21 protein-coding genes and 1 tRNA gene are annotated in these 24,186 nt (G+C 68.3%); 8 read left to right on the top strand and 14 right to left on the bottom strand.

The window, feature by feature from the left end; genetic code table 11:
- The first annotated feature begins 51 nt into the window (after positions 1-51).
- Positions 52-753: a response regulator gene (locus IG196_RS01895; protein ID WP_099794860.1), complete on the top strand. Its 702-nt coding sequence runs from the start codon at positions 52-54 to the stop codon at positions 751-753.
- An 18-nt stretch (positions 754-771) separates the two neighbouring features.
- Positions 772-847 (top strand) — tRNA-Phe (locus tag IG196_RS01900).
- Between the two features lie 81 nt (positions 848-928).
- Here IG196_RS01900 and IG196_RS01905 read toward each other — a convergent pair.
- Complete coding sequence (locus IG196_RS01905) at positions 929-1,357, bottom strand: low affinity iron permease family protein (protein ID WP_192194746.1); 429 nt, start codon at positions 1,355-1,357, stop codon at positions 929-931.
- A 263-nt stretch (positions 1,358-1,620) separates the two neighbouring features.
- Here IG196_RS01905 and IG196_RS01910 point away from each other — a divergent pair, with 263 nt between their 5' ends.
- Positions 1,621-2,115: a ferritin-like domain-containing protein gene (locus IG196_RS01910; protein ID WP_192194747.1), complete on the top strand. Its 495-nt coding sequence runs from the start codon at positions 1,621-1,623 to the stop codon at positions 2,113-2,115.
- A gap of 16 nt (positions 2,116-2,131) precedes the next feature.
- Positions 2,132-2,458, top strand: a complete 327-nt coding sequence (locus IG196_RS01915) for a hypothetical protein (RefSeq protein WP_225616897.1) — start codon at positions 2,132-2,134, stop codon at positions 2,456-2,458.
- Between the two features lie 4 nt (positions 2,459-2,462).
- Here the strand turns inward: IG196_RS01915 and IG196_RS01920 are convergent, their stop codons facing one another.
- A complete protein-coding gene (locus IG196_RS01920) occupies positions 2,463-2,897 on the bottom strand; it encodes a DUF1810 domain-containing protein (protein WP_192194748.1) in 435 nt (144 codons plus the stop codon).
- A gap of 11 nt (positions 2,898-2,908) precedes the next feature.
- Positions 2,909-5,167 (bottom strand): hypothetical protein, encoded by a 2,259-nt coding sequence (locus IG196_RS01925; protein WP_192194749.1) that lies wholly within the window; start codon positions 5,165-5,167, stop codon positions 2,909-2,911.
- Positions 5,168-5,387: 220 nt separating this feature from the next.
- Here IG196_RS01925 and IG196_RS01930 point away from each other — a divergent pair, with 220 nt between their 5' ends.
- Positions 5,388-5,636, top strand: a complete 249-nt coding sequence (locus IG196_RS01930) for a hypothetical protein (protein ID WP_143713518.1) — start codon at positions 5,388-5,390, stop codon at positions 5,634-5,636.
- Between the two features lie 152 nt (positions 5,637-5,788).
- On the opposite strand, the gene IG196_RS01935 is transcribed toward IG196_RS01930, so the two are convergent.
- The 6 genes from IG196_RS01935 to IG196_RS01960 all read right to left on the bottom strand — a co-directional run bounded on the left by IG196_RS01935 (position 5,789) and on the right by IG196_RS01960 (position 11,907).
- Complete coding sequence (locus IG196_RS01935; protein ID WP_192194750.1) at positions 5,789-6,415, bottom strand: helix-turn-helix domain-containing protein; 627 nt, start codon at positions 6,413-6,415, stop codon at positions 5,789-5,791.
- Positions 6,400-7,116 carry a response regulator transcription factor gene (locus IG196_RS01940; protein ID WP_192194751.1) on the bottom strand — a complete coding sequence of 239 codons (717 nt, stop codon included), beginning with the start codon at positions 7,114-7,116 and terminating at the stop codon, positions 6,400-6,402. Before IG196_RS01940 ends, IG196_RS01935 begins: the two co-directional genes overlap by 16 nt.
- A gap of 165 nt (positions 7,117-7,281) precedes the next feature.
- Positions 7,282-8,139, bottom strand: coding sequence for an ammonia-dependent NAD(+) synthetase (gene nadE, locus IG196_RS01945; RefSeq protein ID WP_192194753.1), 858 nt, complete (start codon positions 8,137-8,139; stop codon positions 7,282-7,284).
- A gap of 26 nt (positions 8,140-8,165) precedes the next feature.
- Positions 8,166-9,347, bottom strand: a complete 1,182-nt coding sequence (locus tag IG196_RS01950; protein WP_192194755.1) for a phospholipase A — start codon at positions 9,345-9,347, stop codon at positions 8,166-8,168.
- Positions 9,344-9,814 (bottom strand): hypothetical protein, encoded by a 471-nt coding sequence (locus tag IG196_RS01955; protein ID WP_192194756.1) that lies wholly within the window; start codon positions 9,812-9,814, stop codon positions 9,344-9,346. The genes IG196_RS01950 and IG196_RS01955 overlap by 4 nt, the downstream gene beginning before the upstream one ends.
- On the bottom strand, positions 9,811-11,907 hold the full coding sequence (locus IG196_RS01960) for an ATP-dependent helicase (protein ID WP_192194758.1): 2,097 nt from the start codon (positions 11,905-11,907) through the stop codon (positions 9,811-9,813). Before IG196_RS01960 ends, IG196_RS01955 begins: the two co-directional genes overlap by 4 nt.
- Before the next feature lie 150 nt (positions 11,908-12,057).
- Between IG196_RS01960 and IG196_RS01965 the strand changes: the two genes are divergently transcribed.
- Positions 12,058-13,077: an AEC family transporter gene (locus IG196_RS01965; RefSeq protein WP_192194759.1), complete on the top strand. Its 1,020-nt coding sequence runs from the start codon at positions 12,058-12,060 to the stop codon at positions 13,075-13,077.
- A 9-nt stretch (positions 13,078-13,086) separates the two neighbouring features.
- Here the strand turns inward: IG196_RS01965 and IG196_RS01970 are convergent, their stop codons facing one another.
- The gene (locus IG196_RS01970; protein WP_225616898.1) at positions 13,087-13,677 is read right to left on the bottom strand and encodes a hypothetical protein; all 591 of its coding nucleotides are present in this window, start codon (positions 13,675-13,677) and stop codon (positions 13,087-13,089) included.
- Positions 13,678-14,032: 355 nt separating this feature from the next.
- On the opposite strand from IG196_RS01970, the gene IG196_RS01975 reads away from it, so the two are divergent.
- Together IG196_RS01975 and IG196_RS01980 are read left to right on the top strand one after the other, a co-directional pair.
- Positions 14,033-14,242, top strand: coding sequence for a hypothetical protein (locus IG196_RS01975; RefSeq protein ID WP_192194761.1), 210 nt, complete (start codon positions 14,033-14,035; stop codon positions 14,240-14,242).
- Between the two features lie 163 nt (positions 14,243-14,405).
- Positions 14,406-15,989, top strand: coding sequence for a S41 family peptidase (locus tag IG196_RS01980; RefSeq protein WP_192194763.1), 1,584 nt, complete (start codon positions 14,406-14,408; stop codon positions 15,987-15,989).
- A 24-nt stretch (positions 15,990-16,013) separates the two neighbouring features.
- Here the strand turns inward: IG196_RS01980 and priA are convergent, their stop codons facing one another.
- From priA to IG196_RS02000, 4 genes are all read right to left on the bottom strand, one after another.
- Positions 16,014-18,089, bottom strand: coding sequence for a primosomal protein N' (priA, locus tag IG196_RS01985; protein WP_192194765.1), 2,076 nt, complete (start codon positions 18,087-18,089; stop codon positions 16,014-16,016).
- Positions 18,090-18,566: 477 nt separating this feature from the next.
- A complete protein-coding gene (gene hemE, locus IG196_RS01990) occupies positions 18,567-19,676 on the bottom strand; it encodes a uroporphyrinogen decarboxylase (RefSeq protein ID WP_192194766.1) in 1,110 nt (369 codons plus the stop codon).
- A 43-nt stretch (positions 19,677-19,719) separates the two neighbouring features.
- Positions 19,720-21,027 carry an MFS transporter gene (locus IG196_RS01995; RefSeq protein ID WP_192194768.1) on the bottom strand — a complete coding sequence of 436 codons (1,308 nt, stop codon included), beginning with the start codon at positions 21,025-21,027 and terminating at the stop codon, positions 19,720-19,722.
- Positions 21,028-21,124: 97 nt separating this feature from the next.
- Positions 21,125-24,130, bottom strand: a complete 3,006-nt coding sequence (locus IG196_RS02000) for a transglycosylase domain-containing protein (RefSeq protein ID WP_192194770.1) — start codon at positions 24,128-24,130, stop codon at positions 21,125-21,127.
- Between the last annotated feature and the right edge of the window lie 56 nt (positions 24,131-24,186).

Below are 24,186 nucleotides of genomic sequence, written 5' to 3' on the forward strand. Positions count from 1 at the left end.
GCTGGATCGGGAGCGGATCAATACACACAGCGCATACAACAAGCAGCACTCATGGCAAACATTCTCGTGGTCGATGACGAGCTGGGCATCAGGGACCTGCTCTTCGAAATTCTCAATGACGAAGGCCACAACGTGGAGCTCGCGGAAAACGCCGCCGAAGCCCGCGCGGCCCGACAACGCGCCCGGCCCGATCTCGTGCTGCTCGACATCTGGATGCCGGACACCGACGGCGTCACGCTGCTCAAGGAATGGTCCACCGCGGGCCTGTTGAGCATGCCCGTCATCATGATGAGCGGGCACGCCACCATCGACACCGCGGTCGATGCCACGCGCATCGGTGCCTTCGCGTTCCTTGAAAAGCCCATCACGCTGCAGAAGCTGCTCAAGGCCGTGGAGCAGGGGCTGGCACGCGAGAACGCCCGCCGCACCGCCGCCGGCGTGGTGCCGCCGCCCACGGGCGCCCACCAGGCCGCCGCCATCACGACCACGGGCGACAGCCTGCTGATGGCGTCGTTGGCGGCCGTGCCGGTGGCCGACGCGGGCCCGCAGTCGACCCAGAGCTTCGACCTCGACCGCCCGCTGCGCGATGCGCGCGACGGTTTCGAGAAGGCTTACTTCGAGTTCCACCTCGCGATGGAGAACGGGTCGATGACCCGCGTGGCCGAGAAAACCGGCCTCGAGCGCACCCATCTTTATAGAAAACTCAAACAACTTGGCGTGGACCTTTCGCGAGGCCGCAGAAGCGCTGTATAATTTGAGGCTGCACACCAAGGCCCGGTAGCTCAGTTGGTAGAGCAGCGGATTGAAAATCCGCGTGTCGGTGGTTCGATTCCGCCCCAGGCCACCAAATCCAGCAAAAGCCCAATCTTCCGAGATTGGGCTTTTTGCTTTCTGGCGCCGTACCGGGGAATGCCGCTCTCCGCTCTCGCTACTCGGCCCGATCCCCGTTGATGTCGTCATGCCCGCGGCGCCTGCGTTCGGCCCGCGTCTTCGCCAGCGTTGCCTGGCTCTGCTTGGCCGCCGCCTCGCAGCGCGCATGCAGCGCGATCAACTCCTTGTCCGTGAGCCGCTCGATGCCGATGAATTCGTCTTCCGCGTCGGAGGTGCGGATCAGCTCGTCGAGCTTGGTCTGCAGGGCGGCGCTGTCGCGGTTCTGCGTGTTCTGGATCAGGAACACCATGAGGAAGGTGACGATGGTCGTGCCCGTGTTGATCACCAGCTGCCACGTTTCGGAAAAGCCGAAGAAGGGCCCTGCGGCCGCCCAGGCCACGACCACGACCACACAGACCAGGAAGGCCGCCGGGCTGCCCGTCCAGCGTGCGACGGTGTTGGCGAAGGAATCAAAGAGTCGCTCCATGCGCGTGTCCTCCAAGTCGGGGCGATGCTGCCGCGATGGCACGCGCAGCCGCGTCAGCCGATGCCCGCCTCGCATGGCATCGCAATTCCCCTGACGCTGTCGGTGGAAAGCGGCGCGTGGTCGCACCTCGGACAAGGCTTACACGCGTCATCGGGCCGAGACGACAGGAGGTGCGCCGCACCGTGTCGACCATGAAGCTTCATTGCAGTCTTTCTCAACCCGGCCCTCGCTTCGGCGACCGGCCTTCAAAGGAGCAACCACCCATGGCCAACGATACCCAGGCAACCACGGCGGACGTGGTGTCGAACGATCAGGTGATCGACGTTCTGAACGACCTTCTGGAGAACGCGCGCGACGGCGAGTACGGCTTTCGCGCCTGCGCGAAGGAAGTCGACTCGGCGCAACTGAAGCCGGTGTTCGAGAGTCGCGCCTCGCAATGCGCCAGCGCGGCGTCCGAACTCGTCGCGCTCATCCGCCAGCTCGGCGGTAAACCCGACGACGACGGCGGCACGGTCAGCGGTGCGATGCACCGCGGCTGGGTGCATGTGAAGGGCACGGTCGGCGCGAACAGCCCGCTGTCGATGCTTGAAGAGTGCGAGCGCGGCGAGGACGCAGCGGTCGCGCGCTACCGCAAGGCCCTCAAGGCCGACCTGCCGGCCGAGGTGCGCATGCTGGTGCAGCGCCAGGCCGACGGCGCCCAGGCCAACCACGACCAGATCAAGGGGCTGCGTGACCAGTTCCGCAGCGCCAAGGGATGAGCACCGGCCTTTCACCATGACCGGTGACAGCCCTGCGCCCGCCATGCCCAGTGCGCCGTCCGCGATCGAAGCCGCGGACGGCGTCGGCGAGCGCCTTCTCACGTTCAGCTACCTCGGCTGGTGGTTCTCGTGCGCCGCGCAGCAAGTGGACGTACAGACCTTCCGGCCCGTGGTCTTCTGCCGCGCCCATGGGGGCGGCGACGTCGAAGGCCCCGAGCACCGCTTGCCACCCGACACGGACAACGTCGCGTACGGCAGCGAAGCCGAGGCGCTGCGCCATGCCGAGCAGCAAGCCATTCGCTGGGCGCATGACCGCACGGGCGACGGTCAGGGCCGGTTCTGACCGATCACGCAGGTGAGACGAGCGCGACCGTCGCGTCGTCCCGCATGCCGTTGAAGTACCGCACCAGCACGTCGCCGAACACCGGCGCGTCAGGCGCCACGATCTCGAACAGCGTCATGCAGGAGCGCAGCTTCATGGTGTCCGGCGAGCCGAAGATCGCGTGCGCATCGGTGCCGGGCAGTTGGCGCAGCAACTCCGCGCAGTGACGCAGCCGCTCGCTCAGCACAGGGTGCTGCCAGTAGGCCGTCGCCTCGTCGGCACCGTCGAGGCCGAAGAATTGCGCGGTCGCGCTGCGGCCCAGCGCCTTCAGTTGCGGAAAGACGAACCACATCCAGTGCGTGCGCTTGCGTCCCGCCGCAAGTTCCGCGCAGACCTGCGCGTACACGGGGTCCTGCGCCGCGACGAAGCGCTCCAGATCCCAGTCGATGGCCGTCGGCATGTGGATGTCCTTCAGGCGCCTGGCGCCGTTGCTGTCGCCGGATCATGCTGCAGCCGCGGTGGCAAGCGATGGTCGAGCCAGTCCATGCGCCACGCCAGCAGCAGCACCGCGCCGACCACACAGGTGACCGCCAGTGCACCCGCGAGGCCGTGCCGTTGGCGGTACGGATCGGGCGCGATGCGCTTGGCGCCCGGCGGAACGCGCGCCGTCTGCGACAGCATGCCGCCCAGGCGCACGTTGACCTTCATGCGGCCGTTGATGGCCCATCCGCTCGCATCGAGGATCGGGCCCAGGCTGCGCTGGCGCAGCTTGAGCCACGCGATCAGCATGCTCGGCCCCGAGATCGCGATCACGATGCCGACGAGCGCCACCGGAATCCACTGCCCGAGGTCGACGAACTTGCCGAAGATGCCGACCAGCACGGCGCTGATGCTGCCCAGTGCCACGCCGATGGCCGCGACAGTGCCCACGTCGATGCGGCTGCTGGTGGGCAGGATCGGCCCCGGTTTGGCCAGCGTCTTTGCCGAAGCGGCACCGGCGTCGGTCGGCTGGTCTGCGGCGGCGACCTGTCCGGCGAGCTTCTGCAACGCGCTCTGCGAGCCGGCCTCGCTGGCCGCTGCGCGCTTCGCCACCTGTTCCTCGATCAGCCGCACGAACTTCTTGTACGGCGCGAAGAAAGCCTGCGCCACGCTGGTGGGGTTCTCGATGAGCTTGGTGATGGTGGCGTCCCAGTCGCGGCCCTGGCGGTCGTAGAACACGCCGTTGCGCCCGACAAAGAGGAAGTCGACATCGCCTGCGGTGAAGGCGGCGACGATGCTCATCTTCTCTCCCTGGCGCGTGCAGTCGCAGTACGCGAGGCAGGTCTTCGCCAGGCCGGCCAGCGTGGCGTGGCGCGCGGTGTCCTGCACCTGCACCGTGAGCTCGCAGCTGCGCCCGTCGAGATAGAGCGTGCCGGCCTGGAAGATCGCGCCTTCGCGCCGGTAGAACGCCTTGAACGACACGAAGTTGTGCAGCAGCACGCGCAGGTCGCGCTGCAGCCGAAGCAGTTTCTCGAGGTCGGTCAGCAAGCGGTTGTGGTGCTCGGCCGCTTCGTCTTCGGCGATGAGTGCGAGCAGCGCCTCGCGTGTGGCAAGCAGCGCGTCGATGCGCTCGCGCGGCAGGCCGGCGAGTGCGTTGTCGGGCCGCGCGGTGATCCATGCCTCGCACGGTGCGAGCTGGAGGCGCAGCGATTGCCACTGCGCCTCCTCCAGCGTGTCGCGTTCGCCGAGCAACGGGCCCACGGTGTCGCGCGCGAGCGCGGCCATCGCATCGGCCCAGGCGGGGTTGAGGCTCGCGCCGTGCAGCGGCAATGCGCGACGCGGGGTCACGGGCGCCAGCGGCAGTTCGGCGATCGGCTGCGCGTTCGCGTCGAGCGTGTGCCCGGCGAGCGCGTCGTAGGCTTCGGGGGAAGGGTTGAGCGCTGCCACGGCCTGCACGTCGTAGGCGGCCACGCGGCAGCGCGCGAAGAAGTCGTCGACCTTGGGTGCGACCGCGCGCAGGGCCTCGGCCGCAGCCAGCGTGTGCGCGCCCAGCGGCAGCAGCGCCTCTTCGTCGCCCTGCGCATACCAGTTGCGCATTGCCAGCGCGTCGGCCATGAAGGCTTCGGCGCGTGCGCGATCGAGGCCGGGCTTGCTCTCGTGGCGATCAGGTGTGCTGCCGTGGGTGCGGATCGCTTTCTCGATGACCGCACGCAGCGCATCGTCGTCGTCCGCGGTGTCGGGCGTGACCACGCCGTCGCCGTTGAAGCGCATCGACGCGAGCCACTCGCCGCGGTCGGCGATGTCGGCGAGCGTCAGCGTGTGCGTGTCTTGTTTTCCGAGCAGGTCGAGGATGCGCCGGCCTTCCTTCGCAAGGTCGGCGCCCGGTGCGCGCGTGGGGTCGAGATCGTCCAGCGACAGTGTGCCGCCGCCTGCGAGCAGCACGTCGGCGCTGCGCAGCCGTTCGCAGGCCCATTGGCAGGCCGCGATGACCTCGGGCGGGCGCACGCGGCCGTCGCTGTCGGTGTCGATGAGGTCGAGCGTGCGCGCATCGAAGTCGATGCCGCGCGTGGGGCAGGCGAGCGCGACCCAGAGCTTCTGGTCGAGTTCGGCGATGCGTGCGATGTCCTCGCCGTTGCGGAACACCACCTGGTCCACGCCGCCCGCGCGAAGAAACTGCCAGCGGTGCGGCGAGCGAGTCGGTGTGGAGTGGCCGGGCGTGCCGGAGGGAACGGGGGCGGTGGCGGTCGTCAACGGACTGAATCCCTTCTGATGGTGGGCGGGGATGCAGGCAAAGCAAAGCGCGCCTTCATCGCACGGGCATCAGCCTAGATCGCGTGGCGGGCAAGCCTTGAGGACAGACGACGCACGGCGATGTCGTCCTAGGCCGACATCGCGCTCGACCCACGTGCAGAAGGGTCAATGCACGGTTATTTGGGGGCGGATGTTTCATGGCGACTTATCCTCGATCGCCATGGACGCCACACACATCGATCTCGATTTGCCCGAAGGGTGGAGCTGCTGGCTCGAACTCCAGCAATCCCCGGAAGGGGCTTACTCGGGAAAGGCGGAGCTTCGCGAGGGAAACGACCCGCGGTGCGTGCTGGTCATTGCACAGCAGCCGAACCGCGAAGCGCTCATCGAGCGGTTGAAGTTTCGCGCCGACTACTTCGTCGGGGAGTGGCGCATGCGACAGGGCTCGGGCCAACCGCCACGGCCCTGAGCCTCGCGCGTCTTGCGACCGTCTTCGAGGGGCATCGGGCCCACGGCGGACTGTGGGGTGTGGGAGCGAAATGCGGCGCCACAAAAAAGAAAAGCGACCATCCGAAGAGGTCGCTTTTTCCAGGTGAGTGAGGGTGCCATCGCACCCCGATGTCACATCCGGTACGGCGCAGGCGAGCTGATCGGCACCAGTTGATAGCCCTGCCCGTAGACCGCGCGCAGCACGAAACCGTTTTCGCGTTGCAGCGGCAGCTTGAGGCGGACGTTCGTGGCGCAGGCGTCGAGCGAGCGCGTGACGGGACGCTCGGGCGGCAGCTTCCACACCGAGCTCATGAGCCACGAGCGCGTCAGCACATTGCCGAGGTTGCGGAACAGCTCGAGCGCGAAGGAGAACTGCCGCGGCTGCAGCGAGATTTCGCGGTCGCGGTGCAGCACGGTGTTGTTGCCGTCGACGAAGCGGTATTCGCCCCAGGTCCAGCGGTCCGGTGCACTCTGGCGAGCGACCGTGCCGGTGTCTTGTTCCATATAGAGCGTGTGCATGTGCTGCACCAGCGCTTCGTTCGAGATCCGGCGCAGGTCGAAGCTGATGCCTCCGCTCGGCAGGGGAATTTCTTCGAAGTAGGAAGGCAGTGCGACCACGTCTGGTTCGCCCTGCGCGGTGATGGGAAGGGCCGGCATGCCCAACACCCAGCACACGGTGAGAAGGCTTTCGCTGCCCATCGCATCTGGAGCCGCCAGCAGCAGGTCGAAGCGGGTGCCACGACTCAGGGTGGACAGCAACTCACCGATGCTGCTGAACGTGATGGGTCGGTGTCCGGGTCGTCTTCGATCTTGCGGCGCAGCCGCGACACCAGCACGTCGATCGTGCGACTCACGGCATCCGACTGGGCGCTGCGTGTCTTGAGCAGCAGCTGCTCGCGGTCGATGACGCGGTTCGCATGCAGCACGAAGACCTCGAGCAAGGCGAACTCGCCATGGGTCAGGTCGCAGGGCGAGCCGTCGCTGTGCAACAGCTCGCGGGCGGTGATGTTGAGGGTCCAGTCGCCGAACAAATAACGTTCGTGGCTCAGGCGGTCGGCGCGCAGCGAGCGCGGCATGCCGGTGCCGGCCGAGCGGCGCAGCAGGGCGCGGATGCGCGCGATGAGTTCGCGGTTGTCGAAGGGCTTGGCGACGAAGTCGTCGACAGCGGTTTCGAGGCCCAGCACGCGATCGGCCGCCGTGCCTTGGCCGGTGAGGATGATGATCGGAATGCGCGAATGCGTGCGCAGCTGGCGCGCGAGTTCGATGCCGTCTTCCTTCTTCAGCCGCAGGTCGATGATCACGAGCGAGAAGGCGCGCTGGTCCAGGCGCGCCGCCATGGCCAGGCCGTCCGGCACGGCCTGCGCACGAAAGCCCGATGACTCGAGCAGGTCGACCAGCGTTTCGCAGACCTCGGGGTCGTCATCGACCAGGAGGATTTCGGGTTTCACTACATCGAGCATGGGATTCCAAAGGGCTGGGCGTTGCGCTGGCCATTCAGATTTTTTACAGACGTATGCACACCAATCGATACCAAATGGTCACATAGGTCGTCCGCAGCTCGCTTTTCGAGACTTAATTCCATTGCCTATTCACACATGCATAGGCAGGGGCGGTTTTGCGCTGTTTCAGCGCGCCGCGCCGGGTGCCGGCGGCTCGACCGGCAGCGCCCGCTTGTGGGCGCTTTTGCGATGCGTTGCCAGGATCACCGCACGCGCTGCGGCCGACACCGGCTTGCCTTCGAGGAAGTCGTCGATCTGCTCGTAGCTCACGCCGAAGGCGTCTTCGTCGGGCTTGCCCGGCACCAGCGACTCGAGGTCGGCGGTCGGCACTTTGTAGACCAGCGCATCGGGCGCGCCGAGCAGCTGTGCCACCGCGCGCACGCGGCGCTTGTTGAGGCCGGTGAGCGGCGTCACGTCGGCCGCGCCGTCGCCGAACTTGGTGAAGAAACCCATGAGCGCCTCGGCCGCGTGGTCGGTGCCGATCACGAGGCCGTCGTGCGCGCCGGCCACCGCGAACTGCGCAATCATGCGCTGGCGTGCCTTGATGTTGCCGAGCACGAAGTCTTCGTGCGCTGCGTCGCGAAAGACCAGGTCGCCGGCGCGCAGCGCGGCCAGCATCGCATCGGCGGCGGGGCGGATGTCCACCGTCAGCAGTCGGTCGGGGCGGATCACCGCCAGCCCGGCCTGCGCCTCGGCCTCGTCGCGCTGCACGCCGTAGGGCAGGCGCATCGCGATGAAGGTGGCGTCGCGGCCTTCGGCGCGCAGCTTCTCGACCGCACGCTGCGCGAGGCAGCCGGCGGTCAGCGAATCGACGCCGCCGCTGATGCCCAGCACCAGCGCTTTCAGGCCGGTGCTGCGCAGGTAGTCGGCGAGAAAATCGGTGCGCCGCACGAGTTCGGTGGCGGCATCGAAGGCGGGCGCCACCTGCAGGGCCGCGATGATCTCGCGCTGCGTGGCATCGACGGGGGAAAGGTCTGCACTCATCTGTGGGGCTCTGGATGTGAGGAAGATCAGAAGTCCACCAGGCTGAGACCGATGCTCAGCACAGTGCGCTTGCGGTTGTAGTCCACCAGCGTGTCGCCGTAGCCGTGGAACAGCTGCGTGTGAAAACGCAGGTTGCTCTTGGTCGGATCGCCGATGGCCTTCAGCCATTCGAGGCGCACCGAGCCGCGGCCACTGTCGCGCAGGTTGTTGCGCACCGTGATGCCCAACTGGTTGTCGCGGTTGAGGTTCCAGCGGCCCGTGACTTCGGCGCGGCCGATGTAGTCGGAGATGTCGGGGTTGTCGTCCTTCGCGGCGCTTTCCGACATGCGCTGCCAGACGCGGCCCGTGATGGTGAAGCGGTCGTCGAGCTCGGCGCCGCCCATCAGGTAGACGCGGTTCCAGCTGCGCGACAGCGGCAGGCTCTGGCCGTTCGACTGGTGCACGATGCCCACGCCCGCATAGCGCCAGCGCCAGCCGCCGGGCAGCTTGAAGTCGGTCGGGTAGACATACATCAGCTCGGGCTCGTGGTCGGTGGTGCGAAACGGCCGCGAGATGTCGCCGTTGAACAGCTGCCACGTCGACAGCTGCGAGTAGGCGAACCACAGCGAGTCTTTCTTGACCGGGTCGTTCTGCGTGAGCATGCCCTGCGCGAGCTTGGTACGCACCGACAGGCCGATGCGCATTTCGTTCGCCTGGTAGGCCACGGGCTCGGCCGTGTGGCCGGCCGACGGCGAGGTCGGCGGCTGGGGCTTGTCGGTGGCGGCCGAGGCCGACACCGTGAGCGGGCGGTAGCCGCGGAAGCCGAAGGTGCCGCAGTCGGTGGCGTTCTCGAGTTCCCAGAAGCGCGACAGCGTGGAGTACTGGCGATCGCGGCAGCCTTCGGTGGTGGCGACCGTCACCACGCGGGTGGCCGGAATCGTGCCGTCCACCGGCGGCTGCGTGCTCGCGAGCACCGGCGGCGCGACGGGCACCGACACCGAGGGCAGCGTCTGCTGCTGCGACCAGCGGTCGTAGCAAGCCAGGCGCGCTTCGTTGTTCGCGCCGAGCGCGGCGCACTGCTGCCACGTGAGTTGCGCATCGGCCAGCGGACTGGCGGGCTTGTCGACGGCCTGTGCTTGCGCGGCAGATGCGGCACCGAGGCATGCGGCGACGGCCGCAACGGTGCGCAGAGTAAAGAGTGAAGCAGGGTGTCGTCGTGTCGTCTTCATGGCTTTCCTTCCTGTGCGACGGTCTTGCGCAGCACGAACGGGTGCGTGCGCTCGGTCGCGGCGTCGCGCCACGTGCCGCGGAACTCGCGGCCGCAGGCGTCGGGTTGCAGCGTGCCCGACCAGACGCCGCTGATGGCGCGGCCGTCCAGCGATTCGTCGATGGACAGCGCGCCCTCGTCGTCGACGTCGCCCGCGAGCTGCGCGACGGTCGTCTTCGTTGAGGCACCGTCGGCGCGGCGCGTGATGGTGCCGCGCACGCCGGCGTATTCGGGATGCTTGCCCAGTTGCACGACGGCCGCGCCGGGCAGATCGTCGAAGCGGGCTTCCCACTGGCCGTACAGCGCCTGCAGCGGCAGCTCGCGTGCATCGGCGGGGCAGTTGGGGTCGCGGGGCGCGGCACAACCGGCCGCGAGTATGGCGGCGAGCAGCGCGGCCGCGATTGTCGCCGTCGTCGCCATTTTCTTCATGGCGTGGCGGCGGCCTTGGCAGCGCTGTCGAGCGCCTTGCGTGCGAACTCGGCGCGCAGCGCCTTCAGTTTCTCGCGCGGGTCTTCCTTGGTCGTGGCCTTGTCCAAGCCCATCTCGGCGATGAAACGGCTCGGCATGCAGGGCACCATGTCGCGGCCCTGCTTGCGCTTCTTGGTCCAGCTCACGGCCAGGCTGCGCTGCGCACGGGTGATGCCCACGTACATGAGGCGGCGCTCTTCCTGCAAGCGCTGCGTGGTCTCGTCGCTCACCACCTTCTGGCGGCCGTTGTCGTCGTCGAGCTTGAAGGGCAACAGGCCCTCGGTCACGCCGATGAGCATCACGTGTGGCCACTCGAGGCCCTTCGATGCATGCAGCGTCGAGAGCGTGACCACGTTCTGGTCTTGTTCGCGCTCGCTGATGGTCGACAGCAGCGAGATGGTCTGCGCCACTTCGAGCAGGCTCTTGTGCTCGTTCGGGTTCGTGTCGTCGGCGCCCGAGGCGTCGTCGAGCGAACCGCCGGCGCGCTGCGACATCCAGTCGACGAACTCCAGCACGTTGGTCCAGCGCGTGGCGGCTGCAGCCTCGCTGTCTTCGCCTTCGTAGAGATGGCGCTCGTAGTCGATCTCCTTGAGCCATTCGAGCATGAAGGCCCGCGAGGCTTCGGCGCCCATGGTGCGGCGCGCGCGGTACTCCAGGTCGTTGATGTAGCGGCCGAACTCGTGCACGCCGTCGAGCGTGCGCTTGGGAATCACGCTCGGCAGCGACGGGCTGAACAGCGCCGCGAACAGGCTCAGCTTGTACTGGCTCGCGAAGCTGCCCAGGCTGGCCAGCGTGGTGTGGCCGATGCCGCGTTTGGGCGTGGTGATGGCGCGCAGGAACGCCGGGTCGTCGTCGTTGTTGACCCACAGGCGGAACCAGCCGCACAGGTCCTTGATCTCGGCGCGGTCGAAGAAGCTCTGGCCGCCCGACACCTTGTACGGAATCTGCGCCTTGCGCAGCGCCTGTTCGAAGATGCGGGCCTGGTGGTTGGCGCGGTACAAGATGGCGAAGTCGCGGAACTCCTTGTACTGCTTGCCCTGCGAAATGGTGTCGCCCGCGCGCAGGCTGATGATGCGCGCCACCGTGCGCTCGGCCTCGTGCAGCTCGGTGTCGGCATCGACGATGCGCACCGGCTCGCCTTCGCCCAGTTCGGAGAACAGCGTCTTCGGAAACAGCTTGGGGTTGGGGCCGATCACGTTGTTGGCCGCGCGAAGAATGGCGCTGGTGGAGCGGTAGTTCTGCTCCAGCTTGATGACCTTGAGCGTCGGGTAGTCGACCGGCAGCTTCTTCAGGTTGTCCAGTGTGGCGCCGCGCCAGCCGTAGATCGACTGGTCGTCGTCGCCCACGGCCGTGAACTGACCGCGCTCGCCGGCCAGTGCCTTGAGCACGTCGTACTGCGTGGCGTTGGTGTCCTGGTATTCGTCGACGAGGATGTGGCCCAGCGCCGCCTGCCACTTGGCGCGCACCTCGGGGAACTCGTACAGCAGCTTCAGCGGCATGCCGATGAGGTCGTCGAAGTCCACGCTCTGGTAGGCCTGCAGCCGCTCTTCGTACTGGCCCATGATCTCGGCCGTGATGCGCTCGTTGTCGTCCACCGCGGCGGCCGCGGCCTGCGTGGCGTTCAGGCCCATGTTCTTCCACTTGCTGATCGTCCACTGCCAGATGCGGGCGGTGGCGACATCGACGGTGCCGCCGCAGTCTTTCAATATCTTGGTGACGTCGTCGCTGTCCAGGATGCTGAAGGCCTTCTTCAGGCCCAGCACGTGGCCGTCTTCTCGCATCATGCGCACGCCCAGCGCGTGGAAGGTGCACACCACCACCTTGCGCGCGTCGCGCCCGATCAGGTCCTTGGCGCGCTCGCGCATTTCGGCCGCCGCCTTGTTCGTGAAGGTGATGGCCGCGATGCGCTCGGGTTTCAGGCCCGACTGGATCAGCCGGCCGATCTTGTGCGTGATCACGCGCGTCTTGCCCGAGCCCGCGCCTGCGAGCACCAGACAGGGACCGTGCATGTAGTTGACCGCTTCTTGCTGGGCGAGATTGAGACCGTGGGACATGGGGGAGGGGGGAACCGGGAAAGCCGAAGAGCCGAAAAGCGGGAAGGGGCCGCAGGGCGCGGCCGTCGCAAAGCGGGCAATGATACGGGCCCGGCTCCGACCGCCTGTGTCAGCGGGCATCGCGCGGCGAAGGAGGACGACAATGCCGGCGTGCTGCCTGTTTTTCTTGTTACTTTTCCTTTCTTCGCGCTGATTGCAGCCGGCTATGCCGCCGCCCGCACCCGCGTCCTGCCGCTGGAAGCGATTCCGGGGCTCAACACCTTCGTGCTGTATTTCGCGCTGCCCTGCATGCTGCTGCGCTTCGGCGCCGGCACGCCCATCGCGCAGTTGCTGGACGGCAGCGTTGCACTGATTTGGGGCATCTGCGCGCTGGCCGTGGTGGCGGGCGTGGTGCTGTTCACGCGCAATGCACGCATCGGCTGGAACGACGCGGCCTTCGGCGCGCTGGTGGCGGCCTTTCCGAACACCGGCTTCATGGGCGTGCCGCTGCTGGTGGCGCTGCTGGGCGCGCAGGCGGCCGGGCCGATCATCATCACCATCGCGTTCGACCTGGTCGTGACCTCGTCGCTGTGCATCGCGCTGTCGCGGCTCGACGGCGCCGGCAGTGCGGGCCGCCAGGGCGCCACGCTGGCTGCGCGCAAGGCGCTGCGCGGCATCCTCGTGAACCCGATGCCGTGGTCGATCCTGCTGGGCGTGCTGCTGTCGGCCATGCGCTGGCAGCTGCCCGGGCCGGTCGAACGCACGATCGCCATGCTGGCCGATGCGGCCTCGCCGGTGGCGCTCTTCACCATCGGCGCGGTGCTGGCACGCTCGGCGCTGCTGGCGCGCGAGCACGGCGCCAGCGCCATGGTGGCGGCGGCGATGGGCACCGGCGCCGGGCCTGCGCCCAAGGCCCCGCTGGCTGACGTGCTGCCCGTGGTGCTCGTGAAGCTGGTGCTGCATCCGCTGGCGGTCTGGGCGCTGGGGCGCGGCGCCATCGCGCTCGGGCTGCCGCTGGCGCCGTCGGCGCTCGCGGTGATCGTGCTGGTCGCGGCACTGCCGAGCGCGAGCAACGTGTCGATGCTGGCCGAGCGCTTCGGCGCCGACAACGGGCGCATCGCCCGCATCATCCTGTGGACGACGGTGGCAGCGTTTTTCACCTTTCCGGTGGCGGTCGGCGCGCTGCGCTGACCCAGGGCGTTACTCGGTCAGCACGCCGAGCTTGTAGGGGTCGGCGTCCGACAGCCGCTCGCACTTCGAGAAGTCGCGGCCCTGCGTGCCGTCGCAGTAGTAGGTGTTGTAGATGCGGCCGAACAGCGTCGGGCTGGCCGTGAAGAGCACGCCGTGGTCGGGCTGCCAGTTGTCCTTGGGGGCGGGCGCGGTGGCGTTGGTTTCGATCGGGCGCGCCGCGTCGGCGTTGGCAGGGGCGGGCGTGAAGTCGGCCAGCGTCTTGCGTGCCTCTTCGCCGCGCCAGCGCACCGCCAGCTCGGCCGCCGTGGGGCGGGTGGCCACTGGTACGAGGATGCCGTTGACCTGCAGGCCATGTCCGAAGCGGTGCGTCTTGCCGGCCAGGAAGGCGTAGGCGCAGGCCGCCATGCAGTGGCCACGCACCTCGGTCTGCACGCCGCTCTCGCGGATCGCGTCGGCATAGGCGCCTGCGGCTTCGGCGGTGCCGCCGAACGAATCTTCGAACACCACGGTGCGCACCGTGCCGCTGCTCAGGTGCTCGGTGAAGGCCTTGACCTTGCTGCCGTCGAGCGTGCCCGATACCACCAGTCGCCGACCCTGCAATTCGAGCTCCGCCGCGCCCGCGGACCCTGCAACAGCAAGGCACGAGAGCGACACGGCGACAGCCACAACGACCCCAGCCAGAAGAGACGACGATTTCACGGCGACCTTTGCATCAAGCGAGCGGGCACGAAACCACGCGGACCCAGCAGTGGAACCGCACAGGCACAGCTTGTGCAAGGCGCGGGGTACCGTCAACTCTTTTTGCAGATTATTTCGGGGTAATCCCAGGGCATGTCTAAAGGCATACCGTGCGTTATCTCTTCAGATGAATGCTTGCGTATGCACTTGCACTGCTACAGTGGTTCCGAGTCCAAGGTGTGAATGGTGCAAGTGTGAGATCCAAGTGGGGCGCGCGATGGCAATACTGGTTCGCATCCTGATGTGGTTGGCTTGGCTCGCTGCGGTGGGCTGGTTCTGGCATGCCGGCACGCTCGGCACCGCCGCCGCGCTCGCGCTGGCCGCGCTGAGCCTCGTCGTGTTCGCGTGGCCGAACAGCGTCGCGCGGCGACGGCACAACGAGCTGCGCTACGTCGACATGGGCAAGGAGCCCACCGGCTACCACTGACGATCGACGCGGCGCGTTCGGGCTGCGCATAGGACTTTGGTCCAATGCGCAACGACGCAGAGCTTCCTAGGATGGCGGCGCCTTACCGCCCTCCAGGAACTTCGCCGTGTCTCTTTTTCCTCTGCGTTTGCGTTTCGCCCGTCTTCTGTTGCTGTCCGTTCCGATGGCCGTGCTCGTCGCCTGCGGCGGCGGGGGAGACGGGGGCTCGGCCGTCAGCTTCTGGCCGAACAGCGGCACCGACGCCACGCCTCCCACCACCCCACCCACGGCACCGCCCGATGCGCCCGATGACGGCGATGCCTTGCGCGACGCGCCCTGGGTCGAAGGCGTGTTCCGCACCGCGAGCCTCTACAAGGACCGCTGCGCGGCACCGCGCACCGGCACCGGCTACGACGGCAAGCCCTTCGCCGACAAGGCTGGCCGCACGCTCGACGAGAACAACTGGCTGCGCGCGTGGACCAACGACACCTACCTCTGGTACGACGAGGTGCCGGACCTGGACCCCGCGCGCTACGCCACGGCTGACTATTTCGACGTGCTCAAGACCCACGCCGTGACGCCGTCGGGCAGGGACAAGGATCAGTTCCATTTCACCTATACCACCGAGGAGTGGGATGCGCTCTCGCGCGCCGGCTCGTCCGTCGGATACGGTGCGCAGTGGGCATTTTTCGCCGACCGCCCGCCACGCGATCTGCTCGTGGCCTATGTGGAGCCCGACTCTCCCGCATCCGTGCCGGGTGTCGGTCTGCGGCGCGGCGACCAGGTGCTCAAGGTCAATGGCATCGATTTCGTGAACGACAACACGGACGCAGGCATCGACATCCTCAACGCGGGGCTTGCTCCCGCCGCGCCGGGGACGCGCACGGTCTTTATCGTTCGCGATGTCGTCAGCGGCATCGAGCGCGAAGTCACGCTGACGGCCACCGCCGTGACCTCGATGCCTGTCCAGAACGTCAAGATCCTCCCGAACGAGGGCCGCAAGGTCGGCTACCTGCAGTTCAACGACCACATCGGACCCGCGGAGCTGCAACTGAAGACAGCCATGGAGTGGCTGCGCGCGCAGCAGGCCACCGAGCTGGTCGTCGATCTGCGCTACAACGGTGGCGGCTACCTGGACATGGCCAGCCAACTGGCCTTCATGGTCGCCGGCGAGACGAAGACGCGCGGCAAGACCTTCGAGACCGTGCGGTTCAACAACAAGCACACGGAGCGCGATCCGGTGACCGGCGACCCGCTCCTGCCCACGCCGTTCTGGGCCACGACCCTGGGCTTCCTTGCTCCCATCGACCCGCCCCAGCCGCTGCCCAGTCTCGACCTGCGGCGCGTCTACGTGCTCACGGGGCCCGACACCTGCTCGGCCAGCGAGGCGTTCATCAACGGCCTGCGCGGCATCGACATCGACGTGGTCCAGATCGGTGGCACCACCTGCGGCAAACCTTACGGCTTCTATCCCCAGGACAACTGCGGCACCACCTACTTCAGCGTGCAGTTCCAGGGCGTGAACGCCAAGGGGTTCGGCGACTACCCGGACGGTCTCGCACCCACCTGCGCCATGCCCGACGATTTCGGCCATGCGCTCGGCGATCCGGCGGAGGCGCGCCTGGCCGCCGCGCTCTCGCACCAAGTCACGGGCGTTTGCCCTGCCGTGCCCGGCGGTCGCCTCGCCAAGAGTGCCGCCAGCGGCCCCGACGCGCCCTTGCTGCGCAAACCCGAAGGCCTGCGCAACCGCATCCTGCGCCCGCGCTGAAACGCAGGCGCCTTCGCGCTTCGCTCAGATGCTGTGCGGGTCCACGTCCACCAGCCAGCGGATCACGCCCTTGCCCTCGGGTGTGCGCCGCAGCTCGTGCAGCAGCGGCTGCCAGGCGGCCAGCAGGCGCTGCAGCGCGGCGCGTGACGGGCTTTCGATGAGCATCTGCGCGCGCTCCACGTTCGCCACGCGCTGGATCGCCAGCGGCACCGCCGGGTAGCGCGTCACCAGGTCGGCGCCGGGCAGCGCCTCGGCCTTGTCGGCCGCCAGATTCAGGAAGCCCTGCGCCACGGCCTGCTCGCGCGCGTCGGCGCGCAGCAGCGCCTGGAACGCGAAGGGCGGCATGGCGGCGGCCTGGCGCTCTTCGAGCTGCTGCTTGGCGAAGGCCTCGTAGTCGTGCCGGCGCAGCGCCGCGAACAGCGGATGCGGCGCGTGGTGCGTCTGGATCCACATCTCGGCCTTGGTGCCTTGCGCCGCGAGGTAGGCGGCATCGCGGCCCGCGCGGCCGGCCGATTGCATCAAGAGGCTGAACAAGCGCTCGGGCGCGCGGAAGTCGCTGGAAAAGAGCGCGCCGTCGGGGTTCACCGCGGCGACCAGCGTGATGCGGCGGAAGTCGTGGCCCTTGGCGATCATCTGCGTGCCGACGAGCACGTCGACCTCGCCCGCATGCACGGCCGCGAGTTGCGATTCGAGCGCACCCTGTTTCTTGGTGCTGTCGGCGTCGATGCGCGCGATGCGCACCGCGCTGCCGTCGGCATGCTTCACGCCGGCGAACAGCTCGGCCAGGTGTTCTTCGAGTCGCTCGGTGCCGCGGCCCACGGGCGCGATGTCGGGGTTGCCGCAGGCCGGGCAGGCGCGCGGCACGCGCTCGGTGAAACCGCAGTGGTGGCAGCGCAGCGTGCGGTCGATCTTGTGGAACACGCGGTAGGCGCTGCAGTGCGGGCACTCGCTCTTCCAGCCGCAGTCGCCGCAGGCCAGCACCGGCGCATAGCCGCGCCGGTTCAGGAAGATCATGCTCTGCTCGCCGCGCGCGATGCGCTGGCCGATGGCGTCGAGCAGCGCGCCCGAAATCACCGTCTTCGGCGGCTGCAGATTCATGTCCACGAGCCGCACCGCCGGCAGCGCGCCCGCGCCGATGCGCGAAGGCATGGCCAGCCGCACATAGCGCCCGCCCGGGTCGTCGCCCTCGGGCGGCCGGCTCTGGTGCCAGCTTTCGAGCGAGGGCGTGGCCGAGCCCAGGATCACCTTGGCTTTTTCGCGCTGGCCGCGCCACACGGCGAGGTCGCGTGCCGAGTAGCGCGCGCCTTCCTGCTGCTTGTAGCTGGGGTCGTGCTCTTCGTCGACCACGATGAGCTTGAGCCCCGGGATCGACGCGAACACCGCCATGCGCGTGCCCAGCACGATGCGCGCCGCGCCGCCATGCGCCGCCAGCCAGCTCGCGAGCCGCTGCGGGTTGGTCATGCCGCTGTGCAGCGACACCACCGCCTCGTCGCCGAAGCGGGCCTTGAAGCGGGCTTCGAGCTGCGGCGTGAGGTTGATCTCGGGCACCATCACCAGCGCCTGCGCCTCGGGGTCGCGTGCGAGCAGGTCGGCCACACAGCGCAGGTAGACCTCGGTCTTGCCGCTGCCCGTGCTGCCCACCAGCAGGAAGGTGCCGCTCTCGGCCTCGATGCGGGTCAGCGCGGCCGCCTGCTCTTCGCTCAGTGCGATCAGGTTCGCGGATTCGGCCGTCTCGGCCACTGGCCCGGTGGTGGTCTTGCGCTTGAGGCGGCGCGCCAGCTGCGTCGTGCTCAGGTCGCGCAGCTGCGGCGGCAGGGCGGCCAGCGCGATCTCGCCAATCGAGCGCTGGTAGTAGCGCCCGGCAAAAGCCACGAGGTCGCGCCAGGCCTCGCCCAGCGGCGCCAGCGCGTCGAGCGCCGCGCCCACGGGTTTGAGCGCCATGTCGGGCTCGGCGCCGTCCAGCGAGGTCGGCTCGTTCCAGACCACGCCCAGCACCTCGCGCTTGCCCAGCGGCACCCGCACCAGCGTGCCCGGCACCAGCGGCTCGGCGCCGGCGTAGCTCAGCAGGTCACCGAGTGCGGCATGCGCGGGCGTCTGCACCGCGATGTCGAGCCGCCAGGGAAAAGAGACGTGTGTGACCGGTGGCGCGCCGTCTGCGGGCGGCGATTCGGCGGAGGGGCTTGGCGTCCTTTTTGGCAAGGTTTGTTAATGCGTTTTGGAGCAAGACCGCTTAAGTTGTTGATTTCACAGTGCTTTGGCGGTCATCCAGAGTTTCTGTGGATAACTTTGTTGACAAGACGGCTGGATGGCCGCCGAAGCCTTGATTTTCAAGGCTTCCGCTGGAATGCCTGTAAAAAAAGCAAAAATCAAAACCTATATAAATCAACCACTTAGCGTCGCTATTGGTTTAGGAGCAGAACCAATGCCCCCTCAGATAATCTTGCGCAGTGCAACACGCGTTTTGTGCATAAGTCGGGCGTCCGGGGCCGTTTTAGGGCTTGACAAACGCCGGTCGACTGGCTTTTAGGGGGCGCTGAGTCTGCCAACCGAACGGTCGGCAGATTACAGTTGTCAACTTCAGGCGCGCAGCGCGCGCGACTGGTCGTGCACCGCCTGAACCAGCGCCGACACGTGGTCGGGCGGCGTGAACTGGCTGATGCCGTGGCCCAGGTTGAAGATGTGCGTCGGGCCCGCCGTGGTGCGGTCGGTGTGGGGCTTGCCGAAAGCCTGCAGCACCTTGCCGACCTCGGCCTCGATGGCCGCCGGCGGGGCGAACAGCACGTTCGGGTCGATGTTGCCCTGGATCGCCTTGGCCTTGTCCTCGGCACCTTCGGCCACCAGGCGGCGCGCGGCCGCGAGGTTCACGGTCCAGTCGACGCCGAGCACTTCGCAGTCGAGCGCGCGCATGGCGCCCAGCCACAGGCCGCCGCCCTTGGTGAACACGAGGCGCGGCACCGGCTGGCCGTCGGGGCCGTTGCGCTTCAGGCCGGCGAGCACGCGTGCGGTGTAGGCCAGGCTGAATTCGTGGAACGCGCCGTCGGCCAGCACGCCACCCCAGCTGTCGAAGATCATCACGGCCTGCGCGCCGGCGTCGATCTGCGCGTTGAGGTAGGCGGCCACCGAATCGGCATTGACCGCGAGGATGCGGTGCATCAGGTCGGGGCGGCCGTACAGCATGCTTTTGACGAGGCGGTAGTCGCTCGAGCCCGCGCCTTCGACCATGTAGCAGGCCAGCGTCCACGGGCTGCCCGAGAAACCGATCAGCGGCACGCGGCCGTTGAGCGCCTTGCGGATCGAGCCCACGGCGTCGAACACGTAGCGCAGCTTGTTCAGGTCGGGCACTTCGAGCGCAGCCACGGCCGCTTCGTCGCGCACCGGGCGCGCAAAGCGCGGGCCTTCGCCGGCCTCGAACGACAGACCCAGGCCCATCGCGTCGGGCACCGTGAGGATGTCCGAGAACAGGATGGCGGCGTCGAGCGGGTAGCGCGCCAGCGGCTGCAGCGTGACCTCGGTGGCGTAGTCGGTGTTGGTGGCCAGCCCCATGAAGCTGCCGGCCTTGGCGCGCGTGGCAACGTATTCAGGGAGGTAGCGGCCGGCCTGGCGCATGAGCCAGACGGGCGTGTGATCGGTGGCCTGGCGCCAGCAGGCCAGCAGGAAGGTGTCGTTTTGCAAAGGGGCGAAAGGCATGGCCCGATTGTCGCAGGGCCCCCGCGGGCCAGGAGCTCGCGGTTCAGACGACGGGCACGCGGCCCGCGTCGGCCGGGTCGACGTCGCGGCGGTACAGCACCAGCGTGGCGATCAGGCCGCAGGCTGCGGCGGCCGTCATCCACAGGCCCGGCGCGCCCTTGTCGCCCGTCATCTCGATCAGCCCTGTGGCAATGGCCGGCGTGAAGCCGCCGAACAGCGCCGTGGCAAGGCTGTAGGCCAGCGAAAAGCCGGCGGTGCGCACGCTGACCGGCATCACCTCGGTGAGCGCCACCACCATCGCGCCGTTGTAGCTGGCATACAGGAACGACAGCCACAGCTCCACCTCGAGCATGCGCGCGAAGCTCGGCGCACCAACCAGCCACTTGAGCGACGGGTAGGCCGTGAGGATGGTCAGCACGGTGAACAGGATGAGCAGCGGCTTGCGCCCCACGCGGTCCGACAGCGAGCCCATGATCGGCAGCCAGATGAAGTTCGAGATGGCCACGCACAGCGTGACGATCAGCGCGTCGGTGGTGCTCAGGTGCAGCACGGCCTTGCCGAAGGTGGGCGTGTAGACGGTGATCAGGTAGAACGACACGGTGGTCATCGACACCAGCATCATCCCGGCGACGACGAGGCCCCAGTTGGCCACCATCGAGCGGAAGATCTCGCGCGCGTCGGGGCGGTGCTTGCGCGCCATGAACTCCTCGGTCTCCTGCAGCGAGCGGCGAATGATGAACAGCACCGGCACGATCAGGCAGCCGACGAAGAAGGGAATGCGCCAGTAGAAGTCGCCGATCTCCTGTGAGGTGAAGGTCACGTTGAGCCAGTAGCCGAGCGCGGCGGCCACGACGATGGCCACCTGTTGACTGGCCGACTGCCAACTCACGTAGAAGCCCTTCCGGCCCGGCGTGGCCATCTCCGAGAGGTACACCGACACGCCGCCCAGTTCCACGCCCGCCGAGAAGCCCTGCAGCAGCCGGCCGACCAGCACCAGCAGCGGCGCGATGACGCCGATGGTCGCGTAGCTCGGCACGCAGGCGATCAGCAAGGTGCCGACGGCCATCAGCGCGAGCGTGACGATCAGGCCCTGGCGGCGGCCCACGCGGTCGACGTACGCGCCGAGAAAGATGGCGCCCAGCGGCCGCATCAGGAAGCCTGCGCCGAAGGTCATGAAGGTCAGCATCAGCGACGCGAACTCGTTGCCCGCGGGGAAGAAGGCCTTCGAGATCTGCGTGGCGTAGAAGCCGAACAGGAAGAAGTCGAACATCTCCATGAAGTTGCCGCCGGTCACGCGCAGGACGGTGGCGAATTTCGAGGAGGTCTGCGCGTGGGCAGGCGCGGAAGTCATGGTGTGTCCCCTGGGGCGATGTTGTGGGCCCAAGGGTAGGTCGGGGTTCCTGACCGGGAGCTGACGAGAGGAGTCAGGTAGCTGTCAATGCGTCCTGTCAATCTCCCCCGCACCCGCTGCGCTGGAGCACGGGCAGCAGCTGCGGCCCCAGCGACTTCAGCAGCTGGGTCGGCAGCGCGCTGGTGAACCGGTAGCGAGCCGCATAGGGCTCGTGCACGTAGGCCATGATGGTGCCGAAGTAGCGGTCGCCGATCATGAACACGAAGGTGGCCGAGCGGTCGATCTTGCGCTGCGAGATCACCCGTCCGCCGCGGCCGGTTTGCTCGTAGCGATGGTCGCCGGTGCCAGTCTTGCCGCCGATCTCGAGGGCCCGGCCGTTCTCGTCCGTGAGCGCGCCCTTCAACCGCCGCGCCGTGCCATCGTTCACCACCCCGACCAGCGCGCGCTGCAGCGTCGCGGTCACCTCGGTGGGCAGCACCCTTTCGGCGCTCGCGTTGTGCGGCTCGAGCCGTGTCTCGTAGGGCGTGTCGCGCCCGAAGTGCAGTGCACCGACCCGTTGCGTGGGCAGCCGCACGCCGTCGTTCGCGATGATGCCCATCAGCTCCGCCAGCGCGGCCGGCCGGTCGCCCGACGCGCCGATCGCGCTCGCATACGACGGCGTCAGCGATGCGAAGGGGTAGCCCACGCGCTGCCACGAACGATGAATCTGCGCGAAGGCGTCGAGCTCGATCAGCTCGCGCACGCGCTTGTCCTGCGCGCCCTTGTGGCGCGTCTTGAAGAGCCAGGCGTAGACCTCCTGGCGTTCGCTCGCACTGGCATCCAGCACCTCGGTCAGCGAGGCGCCGGGGTGCGTCCGCAGGAAGCCGACCAGCCAGAGCTCCAGCGGATGCACGCGCGCGACGTAGCCGCGATCGGCCAGCGACAGGTTGGCGTAGGTGCTGCGCAGCGCCCCCAGTGCGCGCGGCGAGTCGGCGCCGCGGCCCAGCCGCTGCACCAGAAGCGCGTCGAGCCGTGCGTCGCTGGCCTCGGGCTCGATGGTGAACAGCACGCTCGCCAGGCGCGGCGCCGACGGCCTCAGGCCGCGCAGCAGCAGTGCTTCGGCCTCCGCGGCCGACAGGCGCTGGTACTTGCGATGGAAGCGGACGAGGAAGGCCGAGCCTTCGCGGTCGGCAAAGCGCACGAGCATTTCGCGCCGGCGCGGGTCGGCAGGGTCCTTCAGCAGGCGCTCGGCGTCCGACGCGCCGCCGAACATGCGGTGGCGCACCAGGTCGCGCATCAGGCGGATGAACACCAGGTTGACCGAATGCTTGAAGCCCTCCCGCACCGTCATCGAACTGCTGTTGCGCGAGCGCTCGAAGTTTTCGAACTGGTGCAGGCCGCCGCCCGTGAAGAAGGACTCGCCCGGGTTCGCCGAATACTTCCGCTCCATGGCCGCCTCCAGCATCGGCATGAGGCTGCGATCCTTGGCGCGCAGGAGGTACTGCCGCGCCCACGCGCCCAGCGGGTCGCGCGGGTTCGGCGCCAGCGCGGACAACTGGGCCGTGCTCAAGTCGGCCCAGCCCGCGTGCAGCTCGGCCACGAGCTCGAGGTAGCTCACCAGCGTGCGCAGCTTGGCGGTGGAGCCGAGGTCCAGCCGCGCGCCCTGGTTCACGTCGAACGGCTGGTCGATGTTGTCGGCCTGAACGCGCAGCAGGTTCGCCCCGGCACTGCGCTCGAACAGCGTGAAGCTGTAGACCAGCGGGCTCGGGTCGGCACCCGGGTCGAGCAGGTGGGCTCCGTACAGCCCGGCCGCCTTCGCCGCGGCGGGCGTCCGCAGGCCCGCCAGCACCTGCGCCACGAGCGCCTGCGCTTCGCCGTCCAGGCTGGTGTCGGCCTCGAGGTCGAGGCGCTCCAGGTCGTAGGCGCGCGGCACGTCGAGCAGCGTGGCGATGTGGGTGCGCAGCGCGCTCGCGGCCTTGCGCTGCACGAAGTCGGGCCGGGGCGCGGGTGGCAGCGGGGGCTGCAGGTGCAAGGGCAGCGGCAGCGCCGCATCGCGCAGCGCGGGCGTGATCAGGCCCGCCTCGGCCATCAGCCGCAGGTAGCTGTCGGTCAGCCGGGCCAGGCCGGCGCCGTCGCCGAGCAGGTGCTGCGACGGGCGGCGCTGCGCGATCATCAGCGACAGCGCCTGCTTGAAGGCCTCGGCCTGCTGCCGGAGCGCTTCGTCCGTGGGCGCTGCCGCCTCTTCCGCGTGGTCGGCGAGCAGGCGGTTGACTTCACCGAAGTCGCGTCCGTACCAGGCCCACAGGCCATCGCCCAGGCCGTGCACCTCGCCCATGCCCGGGCGCGCGGCCAGCGGCACGGTGTCGAGGTAGTCGACGACGATCTGGCGGCGCCGCGCCAGCGTGTCGTCACCGTCCTGGTAGGCGCGCAGCGAGGCCGATGCCATCTGGCGCAGCTTTTCGCCGACCGACCCGGTGCGGCCCTGCGGCGAATGGCGGTACTTCTCGAGCTGGGTGGCCAGCGTGCTGCCACCCGTCGCCGACTGGCCCAGGCCGACCGCCCGCAGCGCCTGCTCGAGCGCTGCCTTCGCGAAGCGTTCCGGATCGATCGCGGGGTTGCGCTGCAGCGGCTGCGCGTCCAGCAGGTGGCGGTCTTCGACGAACAGCAGGGCGCTCACCAGCAGCGGCGGCACCTCCTCGAAGCGCTCGTAGGCGCGCTTGGGCACACGCGTGTGCAGCAGCGCCGCATGGCGGCAGTCGCGCACGGTCAGGCCGGCCTGGTTTTTCTCGCGGTAGGGCGCAAAGAGCCCGTGTTCCTGCAACTCGATCAGCCGCGGCGACATGCGGGCCTGGCGGGTGACGGCATAGCCCTGTGGCTTCAGGCGGTCGATGTAGCCGGGAAGCTGGTGATAGCCCAGCCGTTCGTCGTAGGGGCCGTTGCGGGGAAAGCGGATGGCATCGCTGGCACCGGCGCCGACGCTGAAGTTGGCACCGCTGGCAAGGTCGCGCCACAGGGCCGATTGCAGCCGGGAGGTCTTCAACTCGTTCGCCACGAGCGCGGCAAGCGTTCCCCCCACGGCGAGTCCAGCGCCGACCCAGAAAAGCGTCTTGAACCTTCTTGTCATGCTCGCCTCGCGAACAGTCCGCACCGTGGGTTCGTCAGTGACGATGATGCGCTTTT

It is taken from the genome of Variovorax sp. 38R, from assembly GCF_014843395.1.
Taxonomy (GTDB): Bacteria; Pseudomonadota; Gammaproteobacteria; order Burkholderiales; family Burkholderiaceae_C; genus Variovorax; species Variovorax paradoxus_H.